Source organism: Allobosea sp. 05T439, assembly GCF_056396005.1.
This window is the reverse complement of record NZ_JBFTKP010000001.1, coordinates 1-19,223: the sequence shown is the minus strand read 5'-3', so window position 1 is coordinate 19,223 and position 19,223 is coordinate 1. Positions and strand designations below refer to the sequence as shown.

At 61.5% G+C, this 19,223-nt stretch carries 17 protein-coding genes and 1 tRNA gene; 9 read left to right on the top strand and 9 right to left on the bottom strand.

What is annotated here, in order from left to right; all coding sequences use genetic code 11:
- Positions 1–99 precede the first annotated feature (99 nt).
- The 5 genes from AC1DIO_RS00090 to AC1DIO_RS00070 all read right to left on the bottom strand — a co-directional run bounded on the left by AC1DIO_RS00090 (position 100) and on the right by AC1DIO_RS00070 (position 3,640).
- Positions 100–1,419, bottom strand: a complete 1,320-nt coding sequence (locus AC1DIO_RS00090; RefSeq protein WP_476852981.1) for an MFS transporter — start codon at positions 1,417–1,419, stop codon at positions 100–102.
- 45 nt (positions 1,420–1,464) lie between these two features.
- Entirely contained in the window at positions 1,465–1,815 is a 351-nt protein-coding gene (locus AC1DIO_RS00085) for a MarR family winged helix-turn-helix transcriptional regulator (protein ID WP_441504454.1), read from the bottom strand.
- Between the two features lie 228 nt (positions 1,816–2,043).
- Positions 2,044–2,523, bottom strand: coding sequence for a DUF1178 family protein (locus AC1DIO_RS00080; protein WP_441488067.1), 480 nt, complete (start codon positions 2,521–2,523; stop codon positions 2,044–2,046).
- Between the two features lie 101 nt (positions 2,524–2,624).
- Positions 2,625–2,882, bottom strand: a complete 258-nt coding sequence (gene grxC, locus AC1DIO_RS00075; RefSeq protein ID WP_113512981.1) for a glutaredoxin 3 — start codon at positions 2,880–2,882, stop codon at positions 2,625–2,627.
- Positions 2,883–2,926: 44 nt separating this feature from the next.
- Positions 2,927–3,640 carry a ComF family protein gene (locus AC1DIO_RS00070; protein WP_441504455.1) on the bottom strand — a complete coding sequence of 238 codons (714 nt, stop codon included), beginning with the start codon at positions 3,638–3,640 and terminating at the stop codon, positions 2,927–2,929.
- A 290-nt stretch (positions 3,641–3,930) separates the two neighbouring features.
- Here AC1DIO_RS00070 and AC1DIO_RS00065 point away from each other — a divergent pair, with 290 nt between their 5' ends.
- Together AC1DIO_RS00065 and AC1DIO_RS00060 are read left to right on the top strand one after the other, a co-directional pair.
- Complete coding sequence (locus AC1DIO_RS00065) at positions 3,931–5,040, top strand: alkene reductase (RefSeq protein WP_476852980.1); 1,110 nt, start codon at positions 3,931–3,933, stop codon at positions 5,038–5,040.
- A 135-nt stretch (positions 5,041–5,175) separates the two neighbouring features.
- Positions 5,176–5,251: transfer RNA gene (locus AC1DIO_RS00060), tRNA-Glu, on the top strand.
- Here the strand turns inward: AC1DIO_RS00060 and AC1DIO_RS00055 are convergent.
- Complete coding sequence (locus tag AC1DIO_RS00055; RefSeq protein WP_476770723.1) at positions 5,211–5,492, bottom strand: hypothetical protein; 282 nt, start codon at positions 5,490–5,492, stop codon at positions 5,211–5,213. The two genes, AC1DIO_RS00060 and AC1DIO_RS00055, sit on opposite strands and share 41 nt — an antisense overlap.
- A gap of 513 nt (positions 5,493–6,005) precedes the next feature.
- Between AC1DIO_RS00055 and AC1DIO_RS00050 the strand changes: the two genes are divergently transcribed.
- From AC1DIO_RS00050 to AC1DIO_RS00030, 5 genes are all read left to right on the top strand, one after another.
- Positions 6,006–7,028 (top strand): helix-turn-helix domain-containing protein, encoded by a 1,023-nt coding sequence (locus AC1DIO_RS00050; protein WP_476852979.1) that lies wholly within the window; start codon positions 6,006–6,008, stop codon positions 7,026–7,028.
- Between the two features lie 367 nt (positions 7,029–7,395).
- Complete coding sequence (locus tag AC1DIO_RS00045) at positions 7,396–7,773, top strand: pyridoxal-phosphate dependent enzyme (RefSeq protein ID WP_476770725.1); 378 nt, start codon at positions 7,396–7,398, stop codon at positions 7,771–7,773.
- 530 nt (positions 7,774–8,303) lie between these two features.
- A complete protein-coding gene (locus AC1DIO_RS00040) occupies positions 8,304–10,688 on the top strand; it encodes an arylsulfatase (RefSeq protein WP_476775626.1) in 2,385 nt (794 codons plus the stop codon).
- A 142-nt stretch (positions 10,689–10,830) separates the two neighbouring features.
- Positions 10,831–11,175 (top strand): HdeA/HdeB family chaperone, encoded by a 345-nt coding sequence (locus AC1DIO_RS00035; RefSeq protein WP_476775627.1) that lies wholly within the window; start codon positions 10,831–10,833, stop codon positions 11,173–11,175.
- Between the two features lie 112 nt (positions 11,176–11,287).
- The gene (locus tag AC1DIO_RS00030; RefSeq protein WP_441504460.1) at positions 11,288–12,100 is read left to right on the top strand and encodes an acid phosphatase; all 813 of its coding nucleotides are present in this window, start codon (positions 11,288–11,290) and stop codon (positions 12,098–12,100) included.
- 772 nt (positions 12,101–12,872) lie between these two features.
- On the opposite strand, the gene AC1DIO_RS00025 is transcribed toward AC1DIO_RS00030, so the two are convergent.
- Both AC1DIO_RS00025 and AC1DIO_RS00020 read right to left on the bottom strand, forming a co-directional pair.
- The gene (locus AC1DIO_RS00025) at positions 12,873–13,637 is read right to left on the bottom strand and encodes a slipin family protein (RefSeq protein WP_441504461.1); all 765 of its coding nucleotides are present in this window, start codon (positions 13,635–13,637) and stop codon (positions 12,873–12,875) included.
- Positions 13,634–15,034 carry an NfeD family protein gene (locus AC1DIO_RS00020; protein ID WP_441504462.1) on the bottom strand — a complete coding sequence of 467 codons (1,401 nt, stop codon included), beginning with the start codon at positions 15,032–15,034 and terminating at the stop codon, positions 13,634–13,636. The genes AC1DIO_RS00025 and AC1DIO_RS00020 overlap by 4 nt, the downstream gene beginning before the upstream one ends.
- Positions 15,035–15,332: 298 nt before the next feature.
- Here AC1DIO_RS00020 and AC1DIO_RS00015 point away from each other — a divergent pair, with 298 nt between their 5' ends.
- Positions 15,333–18,119 carry a UPF0182 family membrane protein gene (locus tag AC1DIO_RS00015; protein WP_441504463.1) on the top strand — a complete coding sequence of 929 codons (2,787 nt, stop codon included), beginning with the start codon at positions 15,333–15,335 and terminating at the stop codon, positions 18,117–18,119.
- A gap of 96 nt (positions 18,120–18,215) precedes the next feature.
- Complete coding sequence (locus AC1DIO_RS00010; RefSeq protein WP_476834667.1) at positions 18,216–18,653, top strand: universal stress protein; 438 nt, start codon at positions 18,216–18,218, stop codon at positions 18,651–18,653.
- 155 nt (positions 18,654–18,808) lie between these two features.
- On the opposite strand, the gene AC1DIO_RS00005 is transcribed toward AC1DIO_RS00010, so the two are convergent.
- Positions 18,809–19,198: an MFS transporter gene (locus AC1DIO_RS00005; RefSeq protein WP_476853073.1), complete on the bottom strand. Its 390-nt coding sequence runs from the start codon at positions 19,196–19,198 to the stop codon at positions 18,809–18,811.
- Between the last annotated feature and the right edge of the window lie 25 nt (positions 19,199–19,223).

The following is a 19,223-nucleotide window of genomic DNA, read 5'->3' as shown; positions in this document are numbered from 1 at the left end:
GATCTAAGCTCCACGCCGCGGTGCCAACCCCCGCCGAGCCGCAGCCGGCCTTTCCCAACCGGCAATTGTGAGGATCGCACTGCTGCTGGCCCTGATCTCTCAGGCAGTAGCCCTGGCGCTCGCCAGCKGGGCATTGGTCCCGCGGAGCGTGATCGCAAAGGCAGCCGCGAACAGGCACAAGGCTCCGGCGATGAAGAAGGCCGGGAGATAGCTCTCGTAGACAGTCCGGCTGAAGCCGGCGCCATAGGCGGCGAAGGCTGCGCCGAGCTGGTGCCCGGCGAAGATCCAGCCGAAGACCAGGTTGGTCTTGTCGCCGAAACGGTCCGCCGCGATCTTCACGGTCGGCGGTACGGTCGCGACCCAATCCAGGCCGTAGAACACGGCAAACAGCGACAGGCCGTAGAACGAGAAGTCGCTGAAGGGGAGGTAGAGCAGCGAGAGGCCGCGCAGCCCGTAATACCAGAACAGCAGCCAGCGGCTGTCATAGCGATCCGAGAGCCAGCCTGAGCCCACCGTGCCGGCGAAATCGAAGATGCCGATCACTGCGAGCACGCCGGCCGCCGTGACCGCCGCCATGCCATAATCCCCGCAGAGCGCGATGAAATGGGTTTGCACCAGGCCGTTGGTGCTCGCGCCACAGATGAAGAAGGTTCCGAACAGCACCCAGAAGGTCTGGGTGCGCACCGCTTCGCGGAGCGCAACGAGCGGAGAGGCCAGCATGGTCAGCAGGCTGATCGGAGCCACAGGCGCTGGCTCGATCCTGGTCTCGCCATAGGGGGCGAGACCAACATCGGCGGGCCGGTCGCGCATCAACAGGAGCACGGCCACGGCCGCGATCACGATCATGGCCAGCACGAAGACCATGGCGGAGCGCCAGCCGACGCGCTCGGTCAGTTCCGCGAGCAAGGGCAGGAAGACGAGTTGCCCCGTAGCGGTGCTTGCCGTCAAAAGTCCGACCACCAGGCCGCGCCGTTGCGCAAACCAGCGCGTCGCGACGGTGGCGCCGAGCACCATCGCTGTCATGCCGGTGCCGAGACCGAGGACGATGCCCCAGAGCAGCATCAGGTGCCAAAGCTGCGTCATCACGAAGGAGCCGAGCACGCTGGCGGCGATGAAGGTCAGGGCGACGCCGACGACGGGCCGCAGGCCGAAGCGGTTCATGAACGCGGCGGCGAACGGGCCCATCAGGCCGAACAGGGCGAGGCGGATCGCCAGAGCGGAGGAAATCTCCGAGGTTGCCCAGCCGAATTCCTTCTGAAGAGGTCCGATCAGCACGCCCGGCGCGCCGACCGCGCCGGCCGTCACCAGCATGGTGAGGAAGGTCACGGCGGCAACGACCCAGCCATAATGCACGCCGCGCCGGGCGAAGAGCGCTGCAAGCCCGGTCGGGGCCGCGGGAGCGAGAGCGTCAGTGGGCATGCGAGTCTCCTAGTTGCGGGTATATGCCCGCATTTGTGCGAGAGATCAAAGTGAATCGAGTGCCGCGCGAAGGTTCCGCATGGCCTCGGCGCCGAGCCGGTCATCCAGCGCCTTCTGCGCTGCATGCCAGAGCGGAGCGCCGTCTTCGAGGACCTTTCGGCCCGCATCGGAGAGCGAGACCGTGGCCTCGCGCTGGTCCTTGCCGCGGCCGAGCGCCACGAGTTTCATTTTCTCGAGCACGCGGACATTGCGGCCGATCGTCGAGCGGTCGAGTTCGGTCAACCGCCCGAGTTCGGTCAAGGTGACGGGGGCGGAGCGCGCGATCGTCCGCATCAGGCTGAACTGCGCGATATTGACCCCGACCGGCGCCATGGCCTCGTCGTAGAAGGCAGCCATGCGGCGAGAGGCCGAACGCAAGGTCGTGCAGATGCAAGGGCTGGACATAGGTGCGGGTATATGCCCGTAATCATGAATTTGCAAGGGGTGCTGGAATGGGCACGCGCTGCGGTGCTTCCTTCAGGTGCCCTCCGGGATGCTCACATCACAGGGGGAGCATCCCGTCTTGGACTAATGGGCGACAAGCGCGTGGATAGCCTGGGCGTGCCGGGTGACTGGTAGGAAAAACTAGTTTCGACCGCCCGGCAGCCGCGGCAGCGGCATGAACTCGACGCCTTCCTCATGCAGCAGGCGGGCATCGTCTGGCGTCGCTTCGCCATAGATGGCGCGGTCATCGGCTTCGCCGTGATGGATCTTGAGAGCTTCCTCGGCAAAGCGGGGACCGACATGTTCGGCGGTCTCGGTGACGTGCTTATGCAGAGCCGTCAGCATTTCGCGGAAGGCGATTTCCTTCTCGCCCATCAGAGCGACGGGGGCTGGTGCAGGCGTTGCCGGGGCAGGGAGAGCCTCCGAACCAGGCGCCTCGGCGCGCGGTCCGCGATCTGTCCGCGTCACGCTCGGCGACATGATGGCGCGCTCGACCTTGCTGCTGTTGCAGACCGGGCAGGAGACGAGGCCGCGGCGCGACTGCTCCTCGAAGCTGGTGGAGCTCGCGAACCAGCTTTCGAACTCATGGGCGCTGTCGCAAAGAAGGGAATAGCGGATCATCGTTGACTCATGAGGCGGCTGGTCGCCGTGATACACCCGGACCGTCGCCGCGCCACCTGGCGCGGACGCCCGGCAATTCTGTCATTCCTCATGATGCGGCCTCATGCCGCGAGCAGCGTGTCGAGTTCGCCGCGGGCATCGAGCGCATGCAGGTCGTCGGAGCCGCCGACATGACGGTTGCCGATGAAGATCTGCGGGACGGAGCTGCGGCCGCCGGCCCTCTCGCTCATGGCGCGGCGCAGCTCCGGCTTGCCGTCGACATCGATCTCTTCAAAGGCCGCGCCCTTCTTCTTCAGGAGCGACTTGGCGGCGGTGCAATAGGGGCACCAGCTGGTGGTGTAGAGCGTGATCTGCGGCATGACGGTTCCGGCGATACTGTTCTGACACATCATGTAGTGTGCCATCAGGCATCCGTCACCACCCGCGCGAAGGTGAGGACATCGACATGGCTGGCGCCGGCACGCAGCAGGGCCCGTGCGGCCGCATTGACGGTCGAGCCGGTGGTGAGGACATCGTCGATAAGCAGGATGCGGCGGCCCGCGATCGTGGCTCTCATCGCCGGCAGGACCTTGAAGGCGCCCTGCAGGTTCTCGATACGTTGGGGACGCGTCAGGCCGATCTGCTGTTTCGTCCGCTTGACGCGCGTCAGCGCCTCTGGAGCGAGGGCGACGCCGCTCTGGCGCGCGACGACCCTTGCAAGTGCCGCAGCCTGGTTGAAGCGGCGGCGCCAGAGGCGTGTGCGATGCAGCGGCACTGGAACGACACAATCGGCCTCGACGAGGATTTCGCGGCCAGCCTGCGTCATCATCCGGCCGAGCGTGATCGCGAGCTCGAGGCGGTCGCCATATTTCAGGCGATGAACCAGCTCGCGCGCCGTCCCGTCGAAACGGCAGACGGCACGGGCGCGGGCAAAGGCCGGCGGCTCGGCGATCGCCGCAGGCGAGACGATGCCATCGCCGAGATCGATGGCGAAGGGCGTGCCGAGGCACTCGCAATACGGGCGCTCGATGAAGCCAATTCCGCTCCAGCATGCCGGGCAAAGGCCCTGAGCCTCGGCGGTCGCTCCCTTGCAGGCAACGCAGGACGGTGGATAGACGAGGCTTATCGCACTGCGCATCCCAAGCCGGGAGGCGGTCCCGACAACGTTCAGCCAGCGAGAGCCGGTGCCGGCCAGGGAGAAGGATTTTCTATCGTCGGTTCCCCGCGCGACCATACCTGTGTCGATCCCGGCCCGGAATGAGTGGCTGCATTGCTTTCATCCCATGCCAGCATTTGCGGCCCTGCCAATTCCGCATGCAAGTCTTATCTCCTCTTGCGTCCAACGCATGGCAAGGCGAGGTGACTTGTCTTGCCATGCGGTTTTCAAGCGCTTCATGGCAAGGGCCGCGAGCCAAGAGGAACCATCCAATGAGCCAGTCCGGTGATCACGCTGCCTCCCTGTTCACTCCGTTCAGTCTCGGCGAGATCGAACTCAGGAACCGCATCGTCATGGCGCCGCTGACGCGCAACCGCGCGACGCGGGGCAGCGATGCCCCGAATGCCTTGAATGTCGAGTACTACCGCCAGCGCGCCAGCGCCGGGCTTATCGTCACCGAAGGCACGCAGATCTCGCAGCAGGGCCAGGGCTATGTCTGGACGCCTGGCATCTATAACGACCAGCAGATCGCCGGCTGGAGGCAGGTGACCGACGCGGTCCATGCGGCCGGTGGCAAGATCATCACGCAGCTCTGGCATGTGGGGCGCGTCAGCCATGTCTCGCTGCAGCCCGGCCAGCAGGCGCCGGTCGCGCCCTCCGCCATCCCGGCCAATACCAAGACCTATATCGAAAGMGGCTTTACAGCGGTCTCCGAGCCGCGCGAGCTCGCTGCCGACGAAATCCCAGGCATCATCGCCGATTATGTTCGGGCGGCGGAGAACGCCAGGGCGGCCGGCTTCGACGGCATCGAGCTTCATGGTGCGCATGGCTATCTGCTCGACCAGTTCCTGCGCGACGGATCCAACAGGCGCAGCGACGCCTATGGTGGTTCGTTGGAAAATCGCGTGCGGCTCGTTCTCGAGGTGATCGAGGCCGTCGCAACGGTATTTCCGAGAGGCCGCATCGGCATCCGCATCTCGCCGGTGAGCCCGGCCAATGATGCGCGCGACAGCGATCCGCAGGCGCTGTTCGGCTATCTGGTCGAGCGGCTCAACGAAACCGGTATCGCCTTCATCCATGTCGTCGAAGGCGCGACGCGCGAGGCCCGCGACTATCTGCCGTTCGATTATCTGGCGCTGCGCAAGGCCTTCAAGGGCGCCTATATCGCCAATAACGGCTTCACCCGCGAACTTGCGATCGAGACGCTGGCCGAGGACCGGGCCGATCTCATCGCCTTTGGCMGGCTGTTCATCGCCAATCCCGATCTGGTCGAGCGGCTGCAGCAGGATGCACCGCTGAACGCGCCGGATGTCGCGACCTTCTATGGCGGCGATGCCACGGGCTATACGGACTACCCTTCACTGGCGGAAAAGGCCGCCTGATCGGCCGCCGCGACGCATGGAACCATGAGGGCGGGCGAGCGCACCGTCCGCCTTCATTCGATTTATCCCAAGGCTTATGCACGAAAACAGTTGCAGCGGCGCGGAAGCCCGACTAAACACCGCCCGTGCCGCGCTGCTCCCTTCGTCTAGCGGTCTAGGACGTCGCCCTCTCACGGCGAAAACAGGGGTTCGAGTCCCCTAGGGAGCGCCATTGCGGCCAAATGAGCCTGTTTTATAGGGCTTATTTCCTTCATTTGTCCCACTTCCGGTCTCGGTGGGACGATTGTCGAGTCAGCCAGAAGCTTCTTCATCGCTGAATCCGCCATCTGCGGCTTGCGTGCTTCGCGGGTGTATCGCTCCGCCTCCTCAAGCGTCCGATGCCCCGTAATGGACATGAGTTCGTGGGCAGTGGCCCGGCTTTCTGCCAGCCGTGCGGAGATGGCCTTGCGCAATCCGTGGGGTGCGACTGTGGGTTTTCACCGGACATTCGTGGACTAAGAACGCTGAGCGCTGTACCCATCTGTGACGTCGACATTGCGCGCCTGGACAGTGGTGAGATCATCTTCGCTGAACTACGCAGCCGCAACGGATCTCGTTTCTGGATCGTTCCCAAGTAAGATTCGTAGCGCGGCGCGTGCGCGTGAAGCCTGATGCAGCGTGACGATCAGCATCGTTTGGCATCGCTGGTGATCTTGCTGCCGTTGTCACGGACGATCATCTTCCACCCGCCGCGCTCGACGATCACGCGGTCGCGTTTGCGGGTGACCGGGAACTCACTTTACGGTGGTGCGCAATTCGGCATCCTTCCTCGGAGAGCTGTCTGCTGAAAATCTCTTCTATCCCAAGGCGTTAGTATCCTATAAATTCGATCAGAGCGTTGCTTTACTGGCGTTATTAACGTAAGGGTACAGGAAGGTCTGATAGTTATTTCCTAGAATAATTTGTTAATGATGGACGGAAATTGGATGAATGTTGTCCATGCATCATTCTCTACGGAAGAACTTTCTCCGAATAAGCAGTTCGACGCTTGGCGCGGATGGTTCGGAACTGTTTTCAATGCGGTCATTGACGAGCCCGAAGCAGGATTTGTGGCTACCTGTGAAACCTGGAACTTCGGCGGGTTTGGCTTAAGCCGGGTTCAAGCTCCCAGGTTGCAAGCCATTAGAAGCGCCGGCCTTATTCGCCAAAATCCGATCGACCATTGGAACATCGCGGTCGGCAGAAAGCGAACAGCGGGAGAGGTGGGCGGTGATCGTGCTATCGATGTTCCTGCCGGAGTACCTTACGTTTCCTCGCTGGGGCGGACGCTCACGAGCGCCAGAGACGATGATGAGCGGGTTCAGCTTTATCTCCCACGAGATAGCTTTCCGGAGCTCGCGGCCGTCCTGGACGGGATGGATGGAAGAGCGATTCCAGGAGCGATGGGCCAACTACTAGGGGACTTCCTGGTGTTGTTGGCGAGGAATGCACCGGCTTGTTCCGGAGCGAATGCGCCGGCTCTACAATCCGCAGTCCGGGGGATGGTGCTTGCCTGTATTGCTCCGTCAAAAGACAGTGCTGCCCAGGCGGCCACCCCGATCGCAGTTGTGCGTAAGGATGGCGTTCGAAAAATAATCGATCAAAATCTACATAGGCTCGCTTTTGGTCCTGACTTCCTGTGCCGAGAAGCAGGTATGTCGCGTTCTCAGCTTTATCGCCTGTTGGAAGCCGAAGGCGGGGTAAAGAACTATATCCAGCGGCGGCGTCTCAAGAAATGTTATTCCGAGCTATCAAGGGGCACCAATCTCCGCCCGATCGCAGCTATTGGCGAGGAAATGGGGTTTGCAGACCCCTCAGGTTTCACCCGAGCGTTCAAAAAGGAGTTCGGGATGAGCCCGTCAGAGGTTCGAGCCACCCAATTTATGCATTCAATGAGCAGTCCTAACCCGCAGGGTTTGCCAAGGCAGAGAATAAACGGTCTTCGCGACATTCTGGAAAAAATGGCGTGACCGTCCTCTGCATCCCCGAACCACCGATCGCCGGCTGGGGCGGAAAGCGCATCGGATCGCTGCCACGCGAAGCCGATTCCTTCCAGCGGATCGCGGCGCGCGAATTCAGCGCAGGTGCGTGCCGGCCCGATCGTCGATAGAATGACGGCGTAGGAGCGCGACGCAGCGGTCCAAGTCCCAGAGCCGAAGCGCAGCGGCGGCATGTCGAGGGGATCGACTTCCTTGATGGGCTCCAGGTCGCGCTGGCGTTCGGCGCGGTGCACGGCCATTACAGACTTGGCCAGGCCAATTACGTTCTCCAGATGACTTGCCGCGGCGGTCTTGCTTGTTCCGCCTGCGCCGAGTCCGAAGGGACCCCAGGCGGTGAATCATCGCTGGAGCCGCGACCGTTGCAACAGAAGCGATGGAGCAGGCATCTGTTCTCGGCGCGGTTCCCGACTTGTTTATCGCTACCGCATCGGGCGGAGGCCTATCGGCGGGCTGTGCGCTCGCGATCGCTGGTAGCGGTTCCACCATGCTTGCGGTCGAACCATTCGGCTTTGACGACCTCGCGCGAAGCCTTTCTGCTGGACGTCGGGTGGCCATAGAGAGCCACGCGACATCGATATGCGATGCTCTGCTTGCCCCTATGACAGGCGCGTTGCCCTTCGACATTCATATGCGATCGGGAACCAAAGTGGCCGTGTCGCAGACAATCACGCCCGCGCCGCAGTATCCGCATTGTATGCGGAGTTCGGCTTGGTGACTGAGCCCGGCGGAGCGCTATCGGTAGCTGCCTTGCTTGCCGAACCAATTCTGCTGCAAGGCCGCACTTCAATTGCAGTCGTCAGTGGTCGGAATTTGGATAAGGAGCAATTCATCAGCATGATTTCCGAKGCATGACGGTCGCTCCGGCTTGATTCAGCGCTGAGTTCGTTTCCAGCGATCTTGGAGCCGTTTCCCACGGAACAAGCGCCGGCGATCACCGAATCGTTGCTTTTTGCAAGGCCGAATCCCGAKGGGATTCGTGATCGGCGATGACGGACCATTGCCGGTTGCGACTGGCGCGAAATGGCAAGACGGGCAGGCTGCCCATGCCCGAAATGCTCGCAACGGAATTCGCCTGCTGATCGCAGACCGATCCGGCCTTCCTCGCCGATCGCAAGGCCGCGAAAGCGGAGGTGAATGCAGTGAACGCGACGCGGGCAAGCGCGATGCCAGATTGCGCTGCCGAGGCGATCGATATGTCGACAAGCCATGTCGGGTTCAGATGTGTCGTTCGGAACGGAGAATTGAATGAAACGGCCTCTTAGTCACCAATTCAGAGCGCGCTGGTTGGGCGTAAGCACGACGCTCCTGATGTTGGGATCGCCCGTGGCAGCCCAGGACACGCTGCCGTTTCCGCCAACGCCCTCCGGGAGCAAAGCCGGACCGACGATCGCGGAGTCGACCTACAGCCCCCTACCGGTGAAGTCGCATCTCCCTGCCAATGCGCCGAACATCGTCGTGATCATGCTCGACGACGTCGGCCCGGCGCTTCCGAGCACCTTCGGCGGCGTGATCGATACACGCACGTTGAGCCGGGTTTCCGGAGACGGGATCACCTATAACCGCTTCCACAATGCCGCGATGTGCTCACCCACCCGAGCGGCGCTGCTGACCGGGCGCAACCACCATCGCGTCGGCTACGGCCAGATCGCCGAACTGGCGAATGACTGGGATGGCTATTCAGGCCGGATCCCGCGCACATCTGCGACCGCAGCGAAGGTCCTTGGCTATTATGGCTACGCGACGAGTGCCTTCGGAAAATGGCACAATACGCCCGCCAACGAGACCACGGCCGTCGGCCCCTATACGAACTGGCCGGCGGGGCAGGGGATCGGCTTCGACTACTTCTACGGGTTCCTTGCCGGAGAATCCTCGCAATGGGAGCCTGCGGTCGTCGAAAACACGGTCCGGGTGGTTCCATCCGAAGGGAAGAAGGAATATCACTTCACCGAAGACATGACCGATAAGGCTGTCTCATGGATGAAGCAGGTCCACGCGCTGACGCCGGATCGACCGTTCTTCATGTATTGGGCCCCCGGCGCCTCCCACGGTCCGCATCACATCTTCAAGGAATGGGCGGACAAATATAAGGGCAAGTTCGACGAAGGCTGGGACGTCATGCGCGAGCGCGTCTTCGCCCGCCAGAAAGAACTCGGCTGGATCCCGAAAGACACCGAGCTGACGCCGCGGCCGAAGACCCTTGCCGCATGGGCCGATATTCCCGAGGACGAAAAGCCATTCCAGCGTCGGCTGATGGAGGTGTTCGCCGGATACACCGAACACGCCGATGCACAGGCTGGCCGGTTGATCGATGCCCTGGACGAGCTCGGCATCCGCGACAACACGCTGGTCTTCTACATCTGGGGCGACAACGGTTCTAGTGCGGAAGGCCAGAACGGCACGATCAGCGAACTCCTGGCGCAGAATGGCATTCCTTCCGAGATCAAGGACCATATCCGCACCATGAACGAGCTCGGCGGCCTGGATGTGCTCGGGTCGCCCAAGGTCGACAACATGTACCATGCCGGCTGGGCCTGGGCCGGCTCCACGCCGCACCGGTCGACAAAGCTGATCGCCGCACATTTTGGCGGAACGCGCACGCCGCTCGCGGTGTCCTGGCCGAGCCGGATCAAGGCGGACAAGGCGCCGCGTCCGCAGTTCCATCACGTCAACGATATCGTGCCGACGATCTACGACATCCTGCAGATCACGCCGCCGAAGCTCGTCGACGGCATCAGCCAGGACCAGCTCGACGGCACCAGCATGACCTATTCCTTCGCGTCCCCGACGGCGCCGGACCGCAAGAAGGAGCAGTATTTCGAGGTCATGGGCAGCCGCTCCTACTACAAGGACGGATGGATCGCTTCGGCCTTCGGACCCAGAGTGCCCTGGCAGACAGGCGTCGATCCTTCGATCATGACATGGTCGCCGAAGGACGATGTCTGGGAGCTCTACGATCTCAAGAAGGATTTCTCGCAGGCGAAGGACGTCGCCGCCGCCAATCCCGGCAAGCTCGAGGAGCTGAAAAAGGCTTTCGAGGTAAGCGCGAAAGACAACAAGGTCGATCCGGTCGGCGGCGGGCTATGGTCGGCGATCTTCCACCCGGAAGACGCACCGTCCAATCCCGCCAAGACCTTCAACTACACGCAGGAGGTCGTCGGCGTTCCCGAGTTCACGGCGCCGCGGCTCGGATCACGCGGCAACCTCGTCACCATCGATGCGGATCTGCAGCCCGACTCGAAGGGCGTGCTCTACGCGCTCGGCGCCATCTCGGGTGGTGTCGCCCTGTGGGTCGAGAACGGGAAGCTCAACTACGAGTACAATCTGTTCGAGATCGAGCGGACGCAGCTGGAAACGTCCGCCCCGCTCCCGACCGGAAAGGTCAAGATCGAAGTCGAAACACGCAAGGCCAGCGGCGTCCGCCCCGCGCCTCTCGACATCATCATCCGGGTGGACGGCAAGGAGGTCAGCAAGGGGCGTGTTCCACGCTCGGCAGCGTTGACCTTCACGGCCAATGACGCCTTCGACGTCGGCCGGGACAGCTATTCCCCCGTCTCGCTCGCGTATTTCGACCGCAAGCCCTTCGCCTTCAACGGCAAGATCCGGCATCTGAAGGTCGACTATCTCGACTGAGCGCCGACCAGCCGGAGGCGGCGAGCACGATTTTCGCCGCCTCCCGTCAAATTTCGATGACGCGGAAACTCCACTCTTCAGAGCCGGGCGGAGGCACATTCTGGCCGAAGCCGCTGCTGACTCACGAACGGGAAATTCGATGATGAAACCACTCGCCTTTGTTCTTGCCGTTACGCTTTCGGCGGCGCTGGTCCCGGCCCAGGCCCAGACGGAATTGAGCGCCTATGCCGACAAGAATGGGTACGTCAATGTCCAGAAACTGACCTGCGGGCAACTCGCCGGGACGTTCCAGGAAGATGCGAACTTTCTCGGGGTCTGGTACAGCGGCTGGTATAACGGCCTCGGAAAGAAATCGTCCGTCAATTTGCCCAGGGTCAAAGAAGGGATCCATGAGCTGATCGTCTATTGCAAGGCGAACCAAGGATCGACGATCATCAATGCCATCGATGTACTTTTGAAGGCTGAAAAAGCGCGCCGCGCCCAATGACGTGGCGGTCCCTACCTGGCCGGCCCGGGCAGGGACCGTCTTCGTGAACAGCCGCGCGAGCGGTCGCGCATCAAAATTGGTCTCTTTCACGGAATTTCGAATGAATAGGATGATGCGTTTTGCTGCGGCGTCGTGCCTGGCACTTTTGGCTGCGGGCGCGGCTCTGGCACAGACAACACCGGATGTCCCTTCCTTGCAGGCACCCGATCTTCACCTGGATCTCCTGCCCGCCTATTTGAAGACAAACGATTTGCCCGACAGCCTGAAGCTGCTTCCGCCGCCGCCGGCCGAAGGATCAGCCTCGCTTGCGCGGGATGAGGACGCCAGGCGGGCAACGGTTCCCTTGCGAGGGACGGCGCGTTGGGACCTGGCCAAACGTGATGCCGATCTGAACTTTCCGCAGCCGGCCAAGAATTTTTCTTGCGCCATGGGGTTTTCGATCAACGCGGAAAACACGCCCCAACTCTATACGTTGATGCGGAGGATGTTCCTGGATGTGGGGCTCTCCACCTACGGCATGAAGAACAAATTTCACCGCACTCGTCCTTTCGTGGCCCATTCCGAAACCACGTGCACGCCTGCCGACGAAAGTGTTCTGCGGACCGATGGATCCTATCCGTCAGGCCATTCGGCAGTCGGGTGGGGTTGGGCACTTGCATTGGCGGAAATCAATCCGGAACGTTCGAACGAACTCCTGGCCCGTGGCCTGGCATTTGGACGGAGCCGGGTCATCTGCAACGCGCATTGGCAAAGCGATATTGAGGCGGGCCGGACCATGGCCGCAGCGACCTTCGCCCGACTGCACGCTGATGGCTCGTTTGTGGCCGACATGAAGGCTGCGCGCGAAGAGGTTTTAAAGATGCGTCAAGCCAATAAGCCCGCTAGCGGCTGCGATGCGGAAGCCGCAGCGTTCTCTGCGCAATAAGACCCCAAGCACCGGCTCGATGCTGCGCGGCCATATTTCGAAATAGATTGGAACCGAATCAAATGCTCGCAAAAATTGTCCTGACCTCCATCAGCGTTACTTTCCTCGTCCTGACATCGTTGGGGGCGCAGGCGATGCCGATGTCATCCGCTCTCTCGCAAGCGAAGGCATACGGCGTCACAAAGGTCGCGGGTGGATGCGCTGTCGGCTTCTATCGCGGGCCGCTCGGCGGCTGCGTTCGGGCTGGGGGGGGCGTCGTCGTTGCGCCGCGCCCCGTGGTTGTCGCTCCTCGCCCGGTCGTCGTTGCTCCCCCGCCCGTTGTGGTCGCTCCTCGCACGATCGTTCGCCCGCGCCCCGTCGTCATTGATCGACGGCCGATTGTGATCCGTTAGGTCGTGCCGCGCTCGAGCACATCGGTCTGAAGCGGAAGAAGTAAAATGCATAAATATCTGAACTTCATGGCCCGTTAGTAACAGGCTTAGGATTGCCGGCCGGCCCAGGGGCGGCGCAGGAAAATCCCGTCACGGCCATCGGCATCGCGCTGGAACCGGACGCAACAATGGTCAAACACGCGTAGGCTGCCAATGCCCGCCTACGCGAGGTTTTCCCAAAGGGCTACGCATTGGATGCAACGCACCGCCCGCACATCACGATGCTGCAGCGGTTCGTCCAGACGGCAGCCCTCGACAAAGTCTACGCTGCGGTTGGCGATGTCCTTGCCATTGAGAAACCACCTGGATTGGCGCGCCATTCTCCAACGCGATGACCAAGGTCACGTTGTTCCGCTCCGCTGCGGCTTCAGATGGTCGAGCAGATCCATTGGTACAGGAAAGACCACGGTCGAGGATCGCTCTCCCGCGATGTCGTGAAGCGCCGCGAAATAGCGTAACTGCATCGCCTGCGGTTCCTGGGCAAGTATCCGACCTGCCTCGACCAGCTTCTCGGCGGCTTGCTGCTCGCCCAGCGCGTTGATCACCTTCGCGCGCCGAAGTCGTTCCGCCTCGGCCTGCTTGGCGATGGCGCGCACCATGTTTTCATTGAGATCGATATCCTTGATCTCAATGTTGGTGACCTTGATGCCCCAGGCGTCGGTTTGCTGATCGAGAATCTCCTGGATGTCGGCGTTGAGTCTGTCCCGCTCCGCGAGCATCTCGTCCAGTTCATGTTTTCCAAGCACCGAGCGCAGTGTGGTCTGTGCCAGCTGGCTGGTCGCTATCATAAAATTTCCGACTTTGATGATTGCGCGCTCGGGATCGATGATGCGGAAGTATAGAACGGCGTTTACCTTGACGGAGACGTTATCGCGGGAAATCACGTCCTGTGGCGGCACGTCCTGAACCATCACCCTGAGATCGACTTTCACCATCTGCTGGACGAACGGAATCAGAATGATGAGGCCCGGGCCTTTCACGCCGGAGAAGCGTCCGAGCGTGAAGATGATACCGCGCTCGTATTCCCGCAGGATGCGAATGGCCGAAGAGAAGAATACGATCACGGCGATCGCGAGCAGTGCATAGATCAAACAATCGAGCATCACCGCGCACCTCCTTCGCCGGCGGTCAGTCCCGGCCGCCGACGCACCATCAGCGTCAGATCCATGATGCTAGCCACCTCGACCATCTCTCCTGGTCTGAAGGCTTCCGCGCTGCGTGCTTGCCAGCGCTCACCCTGTGTGAAGACGTGGCCTTCTCTGTCAGCCCAGTCGAGGACCTCGGCGGACAGGCCGCGCATGGCTTGTGCACCGACACGTGCAGGACCTTTGCGGGCTCGCCTGAGCGAACTGAATATGACGACAATCAGGCCAATGAACATCGCCGCCGCGATGCCAATGACCCACCATGACAAGCGATATCCCGGTGCTTCGACTTTGAAGAGCATCATCGCTCCGAGCACGAAAGCGATGATCCCACCGATGCCGACGATCGCAGTCGGAGTGAAGGCCTCGATCGTGAAGAGTGCGATCCCCAGCAGCATCAGCGCGAGGCCGGCATAGTTGATCGGCAGCATGTTGAGGGCATAGAGACCCAGCAGCAGACAAATCGTGCCGACCACCCCGGGCGCGATGGCGCCGGGAGACGCGAATTCGAAAATCAGACCGTAGACGCCGACCAGCAGAAGAATGAAGGCGACGTTGGGGTCGGTGATGACCGACAGAAATTGCGAGATCCATCCGGGATCGAGCGCCCCGATCGTTGCATCCTTCGTCGCCAGATGCCGGGTTTCGCCACCCGCAATTTCCACGACGCGACCATCGATTTGCTTGAGCAGCTCAGTCGGGTTGCGCGCGATGAGATCGATGACATTCGCCTGCAACGCAGCGCTGGCGGAAAGGCTGGCTGCCTCGCGGACAGCTTTCTCGGCCCAATCGGCGTTGCGTCCGCGCAACTCGGCCAGGCTGCGGATTGAGGCGACGGCATCGTTCGTCATCTTCGCCGTCATCGCATCCGTCGGCTCTGTTTGCTGGGCGCTATCTTTCTTGTCCTTGCCGTCCTTGTCGGTGGATTTGCTCGGCAGACCGGGTACCGGACCGCCGATCTGTACCGGCGTCGCCGCGCCGAGATTGGTGCCCGGCGCCATTGCTGCGATGTGCGTCGCATAGAGGATATAGGTGCCTGCGCTGGCCGCGTGGGCGCCGGAAGGAGAGACGTAACCGACGACAGGAATGGATGAGGCCAGCACGTCTGCGACGATCTCGCGCATGCTGGTCGCGAGGCCGCCCGGTGTATTCAGACGCAGAATGACAACTTCGGCGCGTCGTTCGTTTGCCTTGGCCAGAGCGTCTTTCACGTAACCGGCCGTCGCCGGTCCGATCGCGCCGTCGACGGAAATGATCAATGCAGCTCTGCTGTTCTCCCCCGTCGCGGCGGAAAGGGGAGAGAACGCCAATGCGGCGGCTGCAATTGCCGCGACAAGGGTCGCCTGTACCGTCTGCACAGCAAGGACTCCCTCAATCACGGCGATATGGGGGATATCCCCGACGACCTCAATATGATCGCGATTGCCAATCCGCAGTTCGCCGGCCGATAGCGGATGCGAGAGCCGCTGGAGATGACAGGCGGCGTCGCGAGGACGCGATCGGCTGATCCGGTCTGCCCCCAAGAGTTCGAAACAGCTTCACTCGTTCCACGGTCCCGGCGATAGAGTTTTGAGCATCGGCGTCGCGTCGCCTTGACGCGCGATCCTGATCACGAAGGAAGCGGCAGGCGTCCCTCATTTCCGCTATAATTGGACCATGACGATCGGGATCGCCGGACCCGGACGGAAGGCGCCACGGCAGAACGCCGTGGTCAGGCTCGTCATTGCGGCCGTCGTCGTCGGGCTTTGCCTTGTCCTGCTCGGGCTCGCGAGTGACTGGCTGGTCGATTGGCTGTGGTTTTCCTCGATCGGTTATCTGCAGGTCTTTTGGACAACAATCGAAGCTGAAGCTGTCGTCTTCTTTGCTGTCTGGACGGCGACTGCCGTCGTTCTTTGGCTMAACGGATGGCTGGCCGTGCGTTTTGCCCGGCGGCCGCCGATACAGGCTGTCGCCGGCCTCACGTGGCAACCCCCGGGCACCGTGCTGTTGCCCGATCTGCTCGCGCTCGCGCGCGATCGATTGCCCTGGCCCTGGGTTGTTGCAGGCGGTGCTGGTTTGCTCGCGCTGCTCGTCGCCGCGGCGGAAGCCGGCAATTGGGGCATCTTCCTGCGGTTTCTCTATCAGGTGCCATATGGCGCAGACGACCCGCTCTACAACAAGGACATCGGCTTCTATCTCTTCTCATTGCCTGCCTATTTCCTCCTCAAGAACTGGATGTTGCTCACGCTTGTTTTGAGCGCGCTCTTCGCCGGAACGATCTACTGGGTGCATGGCGAGATCGAATACGACGTGCCGCGGCGATCAATATCGCAGACAGTGATCGCTCACGGCTCGGCAGTGCTCGGTCTTCTCTTCGCGGTGAAGGCTTGGTCCTATGGTCTCGACCGCTATCTGCTGCTCTATGGCGATAACGGTGTGGTCGTCGGTGCCAGTTACACCGATGTCCATGTGGGGCTACCGGGCCTGTGGCTATTGATCGGGTTTTCGATCATCGCGGCGTTCGCCGCGTGGGTAAACATCTGGATGCGTACCTACTGGCTTCCTGCCGCAGCGTTCATGCTCGTTGCCATCGGCTCAGTCGTGCTGTCCGGCGCAGCCCCCGCGCTGTTCCGGCAGTTCTTCGTCAGACCAAGCGAGTTGCAGCTGGAGAAGCCGTATATCGAACGCAACATCGCTTTCACCCGGCAGGCCTATAATCTCGATCAGATCGAAGCCAAGCCGTTTGCCGCGGAACAGAAGCTATCTCTCGACACGCTAGCGGCCAACAAGGCGACAATCGAAAATATCAGGCTGTGGGACCAACTGCCCTTGTCGGATACTTACGCGCAGCTGCAGGAGATTCGCACCTACTACAAATTCCATGATCCTGACGTTGATCGCTACTGGCTCGATGGTTCCTACCAAAGCGTGATGCTTTCGGCTCGCGAACTACGGCCCTCGTTGCTGCCGCCGAATGCCCAGACATGGGTCAACCGCCACGTGCTGTTTACTCACGGCAATGGCGCGGTGATGAGCCCGGTCACCCGAAAGAGTACCGAAGGACTACCCGTCCTCTATTTGCGGGATATCCCACCCGTCGCAGACGGAGGTCCCAAAATCCTTGAGCCGCGCATCTACTACGGCGAAGAGAGCGACAGCTACGTCATTGTCAAGGGAAGCACACCGGAGTTCGATTATCCGAAGGGCAAAGACAATGTCTATGCGGCCTATGACGGCACAGGTGGCGTTCCGATCGGAGTGATGGCGAGCAGAATGCTGTTCGCCTATTACTTCAACGACCCGAACCTGCTCCTCTCAAGCTATATCACTGCCGATAGCCGGATCATGATCCGCCGCAACATCCAGGAACGGGTGCGAACGATCGCTCCGTTTCTCCGGCTCGATCATGATCCCTATCTGGTCATCAGCAATGGGCGGATGCTCTGGATGCAGGATGCCTATACGACGAGCTCCTATTTCCCCTATGCGCAGCCTGCGCAAGATGGCGATCTCAACTACATTCGAAATTCGGTGAAGGCTGTCGTCGATGCTTACAGCGGGGCCGTCGATTTCTACCTGATGGATCCCGGTGATCCGATTGCCGCGACCTACCAGCGCATCTTTCCGGGCCTGTTCAAGCCGTTCGCGGCCATGCCTTCAGACCTGCAGAAGCATATTCGCTATCCGGAGGACCTGTTCCTGGTTCAGGCGCGGCTCTATCAAACCTACCACATGGAGGCGGCCGACGTTTTCTATAACCGCGAAGATCTTTGGCAATTCCCCCTGCAACCGGGGGGCGGCGGCACCGCGATGATGACGCCCTATTACATCATCATGAGGCTGCCCGGAGAATCGCATGCTGAGTTTTTCCTCATGCTCCCGATGGTGCCCAGCCGCCGCGACAACATGATCGCGTGGCTCGCCGCGCGCTGCGATGGTCCGGGCTATGGCAAGCTGATCGTTTACGAATTTCCCAAGGAGAAGCTTGTCTACGGGCCGTTCCAGATCGAAGCGCGGATCAATCAGAGTACCGAGATCTCCCAACAAATCACGTTGTGGAACCAGATGGGTTCGCGGGTGATCCGCGGTGCGAACTTGCTCGTAATCCCGATCGAGAACTCGATCCTTTATGTATCGCCACTCTATTTGCGAGCGGAGCACGGACATCTGCCGGAGCTGAAACGTGTGATCGCAGCCTACGGTGAACACGTGGTGATGAAGGAAACACTCGCCGAGGCCTTGTCGGCGCTATTCATAGAGCCCGGTGCTGCGCCGGCAGCTTCACGCGCGACAGAGGGGATGCCCGGGACAAGGCCAGCGCCAAGTCAAGCACGGGAGGCGCTTGATCGCTACAATCAAGCAATGGAGCGACTGAAGTCCGGAGATTGGAAAGGTTTCGGTACCCAGTTCGATGCAATGCGCGGGATTTTGGAGGAAATGAACCGGGATTCCACCGGCCACTAATGCTTCGAATTCGCTGTTTTTGCGTGGCCTTCGGCCCGGAGCATTGGACATTGCGAACGCGGAGGTCGCGCACCTGGCTGCTGCGGGGAGGACGCCATGTATCAACACATTCTGGTTCCGACTGACGGTTCACCCTTGTCCGCCGCAGCCGTCGAGCAGGCCACGCAGCTTGCCAAGTCCGTCAGGGCCCGACTGACATTGCTCGCTGTAACGGAGCCCTTTCACATCTTCGCCTCTGAACCCGGCAGGGCGGTCGCGACGCTGGAGGACTACCAAGAGCTCACCGAAGCGCGAGCGAGGCAGTATCTCACCGCCGCCCAAGAGAAGGCTGCGGCCGCGGACATACGTTGCGACGCCATTCAGGTCGAGAACGAGCACCCCTATCAAGCCATTATCGACACCGCTGTTGCGCGAGGCTGTGACCTGATCGCCATGGCATCGCACGGCCGCCGCGGCATCGCTGCGATTGTGCTCGGCAGCGAGACCGTAAAGGTTCTGACTCATTCCAAGATTCCCGTTCTTGTTTATCGCTGAGCGCTCGGATCGCCGCCGAGAGCCGCGACCAGAAAATCGGTGAGACGGCCAGGAGCCGCGTCGGGTCTCCTCTCAACCGCTTGTCTTGGCGAGCACCGTCATCGCGCCCCGACTTATCGATGCGTCAGGGCGTGCCGGATCGGTTCGCCGCGTCCTCAGCCGCCGATACGCCGCAAGGGGCGTCCAGCCAGCACGGCCGCCTCGATCTCTTCGAGCCGGATACCGCGCGTCTCCGGGGTGAAGGCCAGGCAGAAACTGAGCGAGAGCAGGCAGACCACGAGGAACAGCGCGATCGCGCCGGAGAGGCCGATCGCTGCCACAAGCGACAGGAAGGTGAAGGCGATCAAGGCGTTGAAGAGCCAGCTCGTYGCCGAGGCCATGGCGATGCCGGATTCGCGGATCGCGGTCGGAAAAAGTGCCGATTCCGACGAAGTCGCCCCTCGTTTCCGAGATGATGGCGCACCCTGATTCCGAGATGATGTCGCCCCCGKAAGCGGGCCGTGCTGGACGTTGATTGTTGTTGTGTCGTTTCGGCCTGCGGTCAAGCCTGAGGTTGGGTTTTGGCTTGGC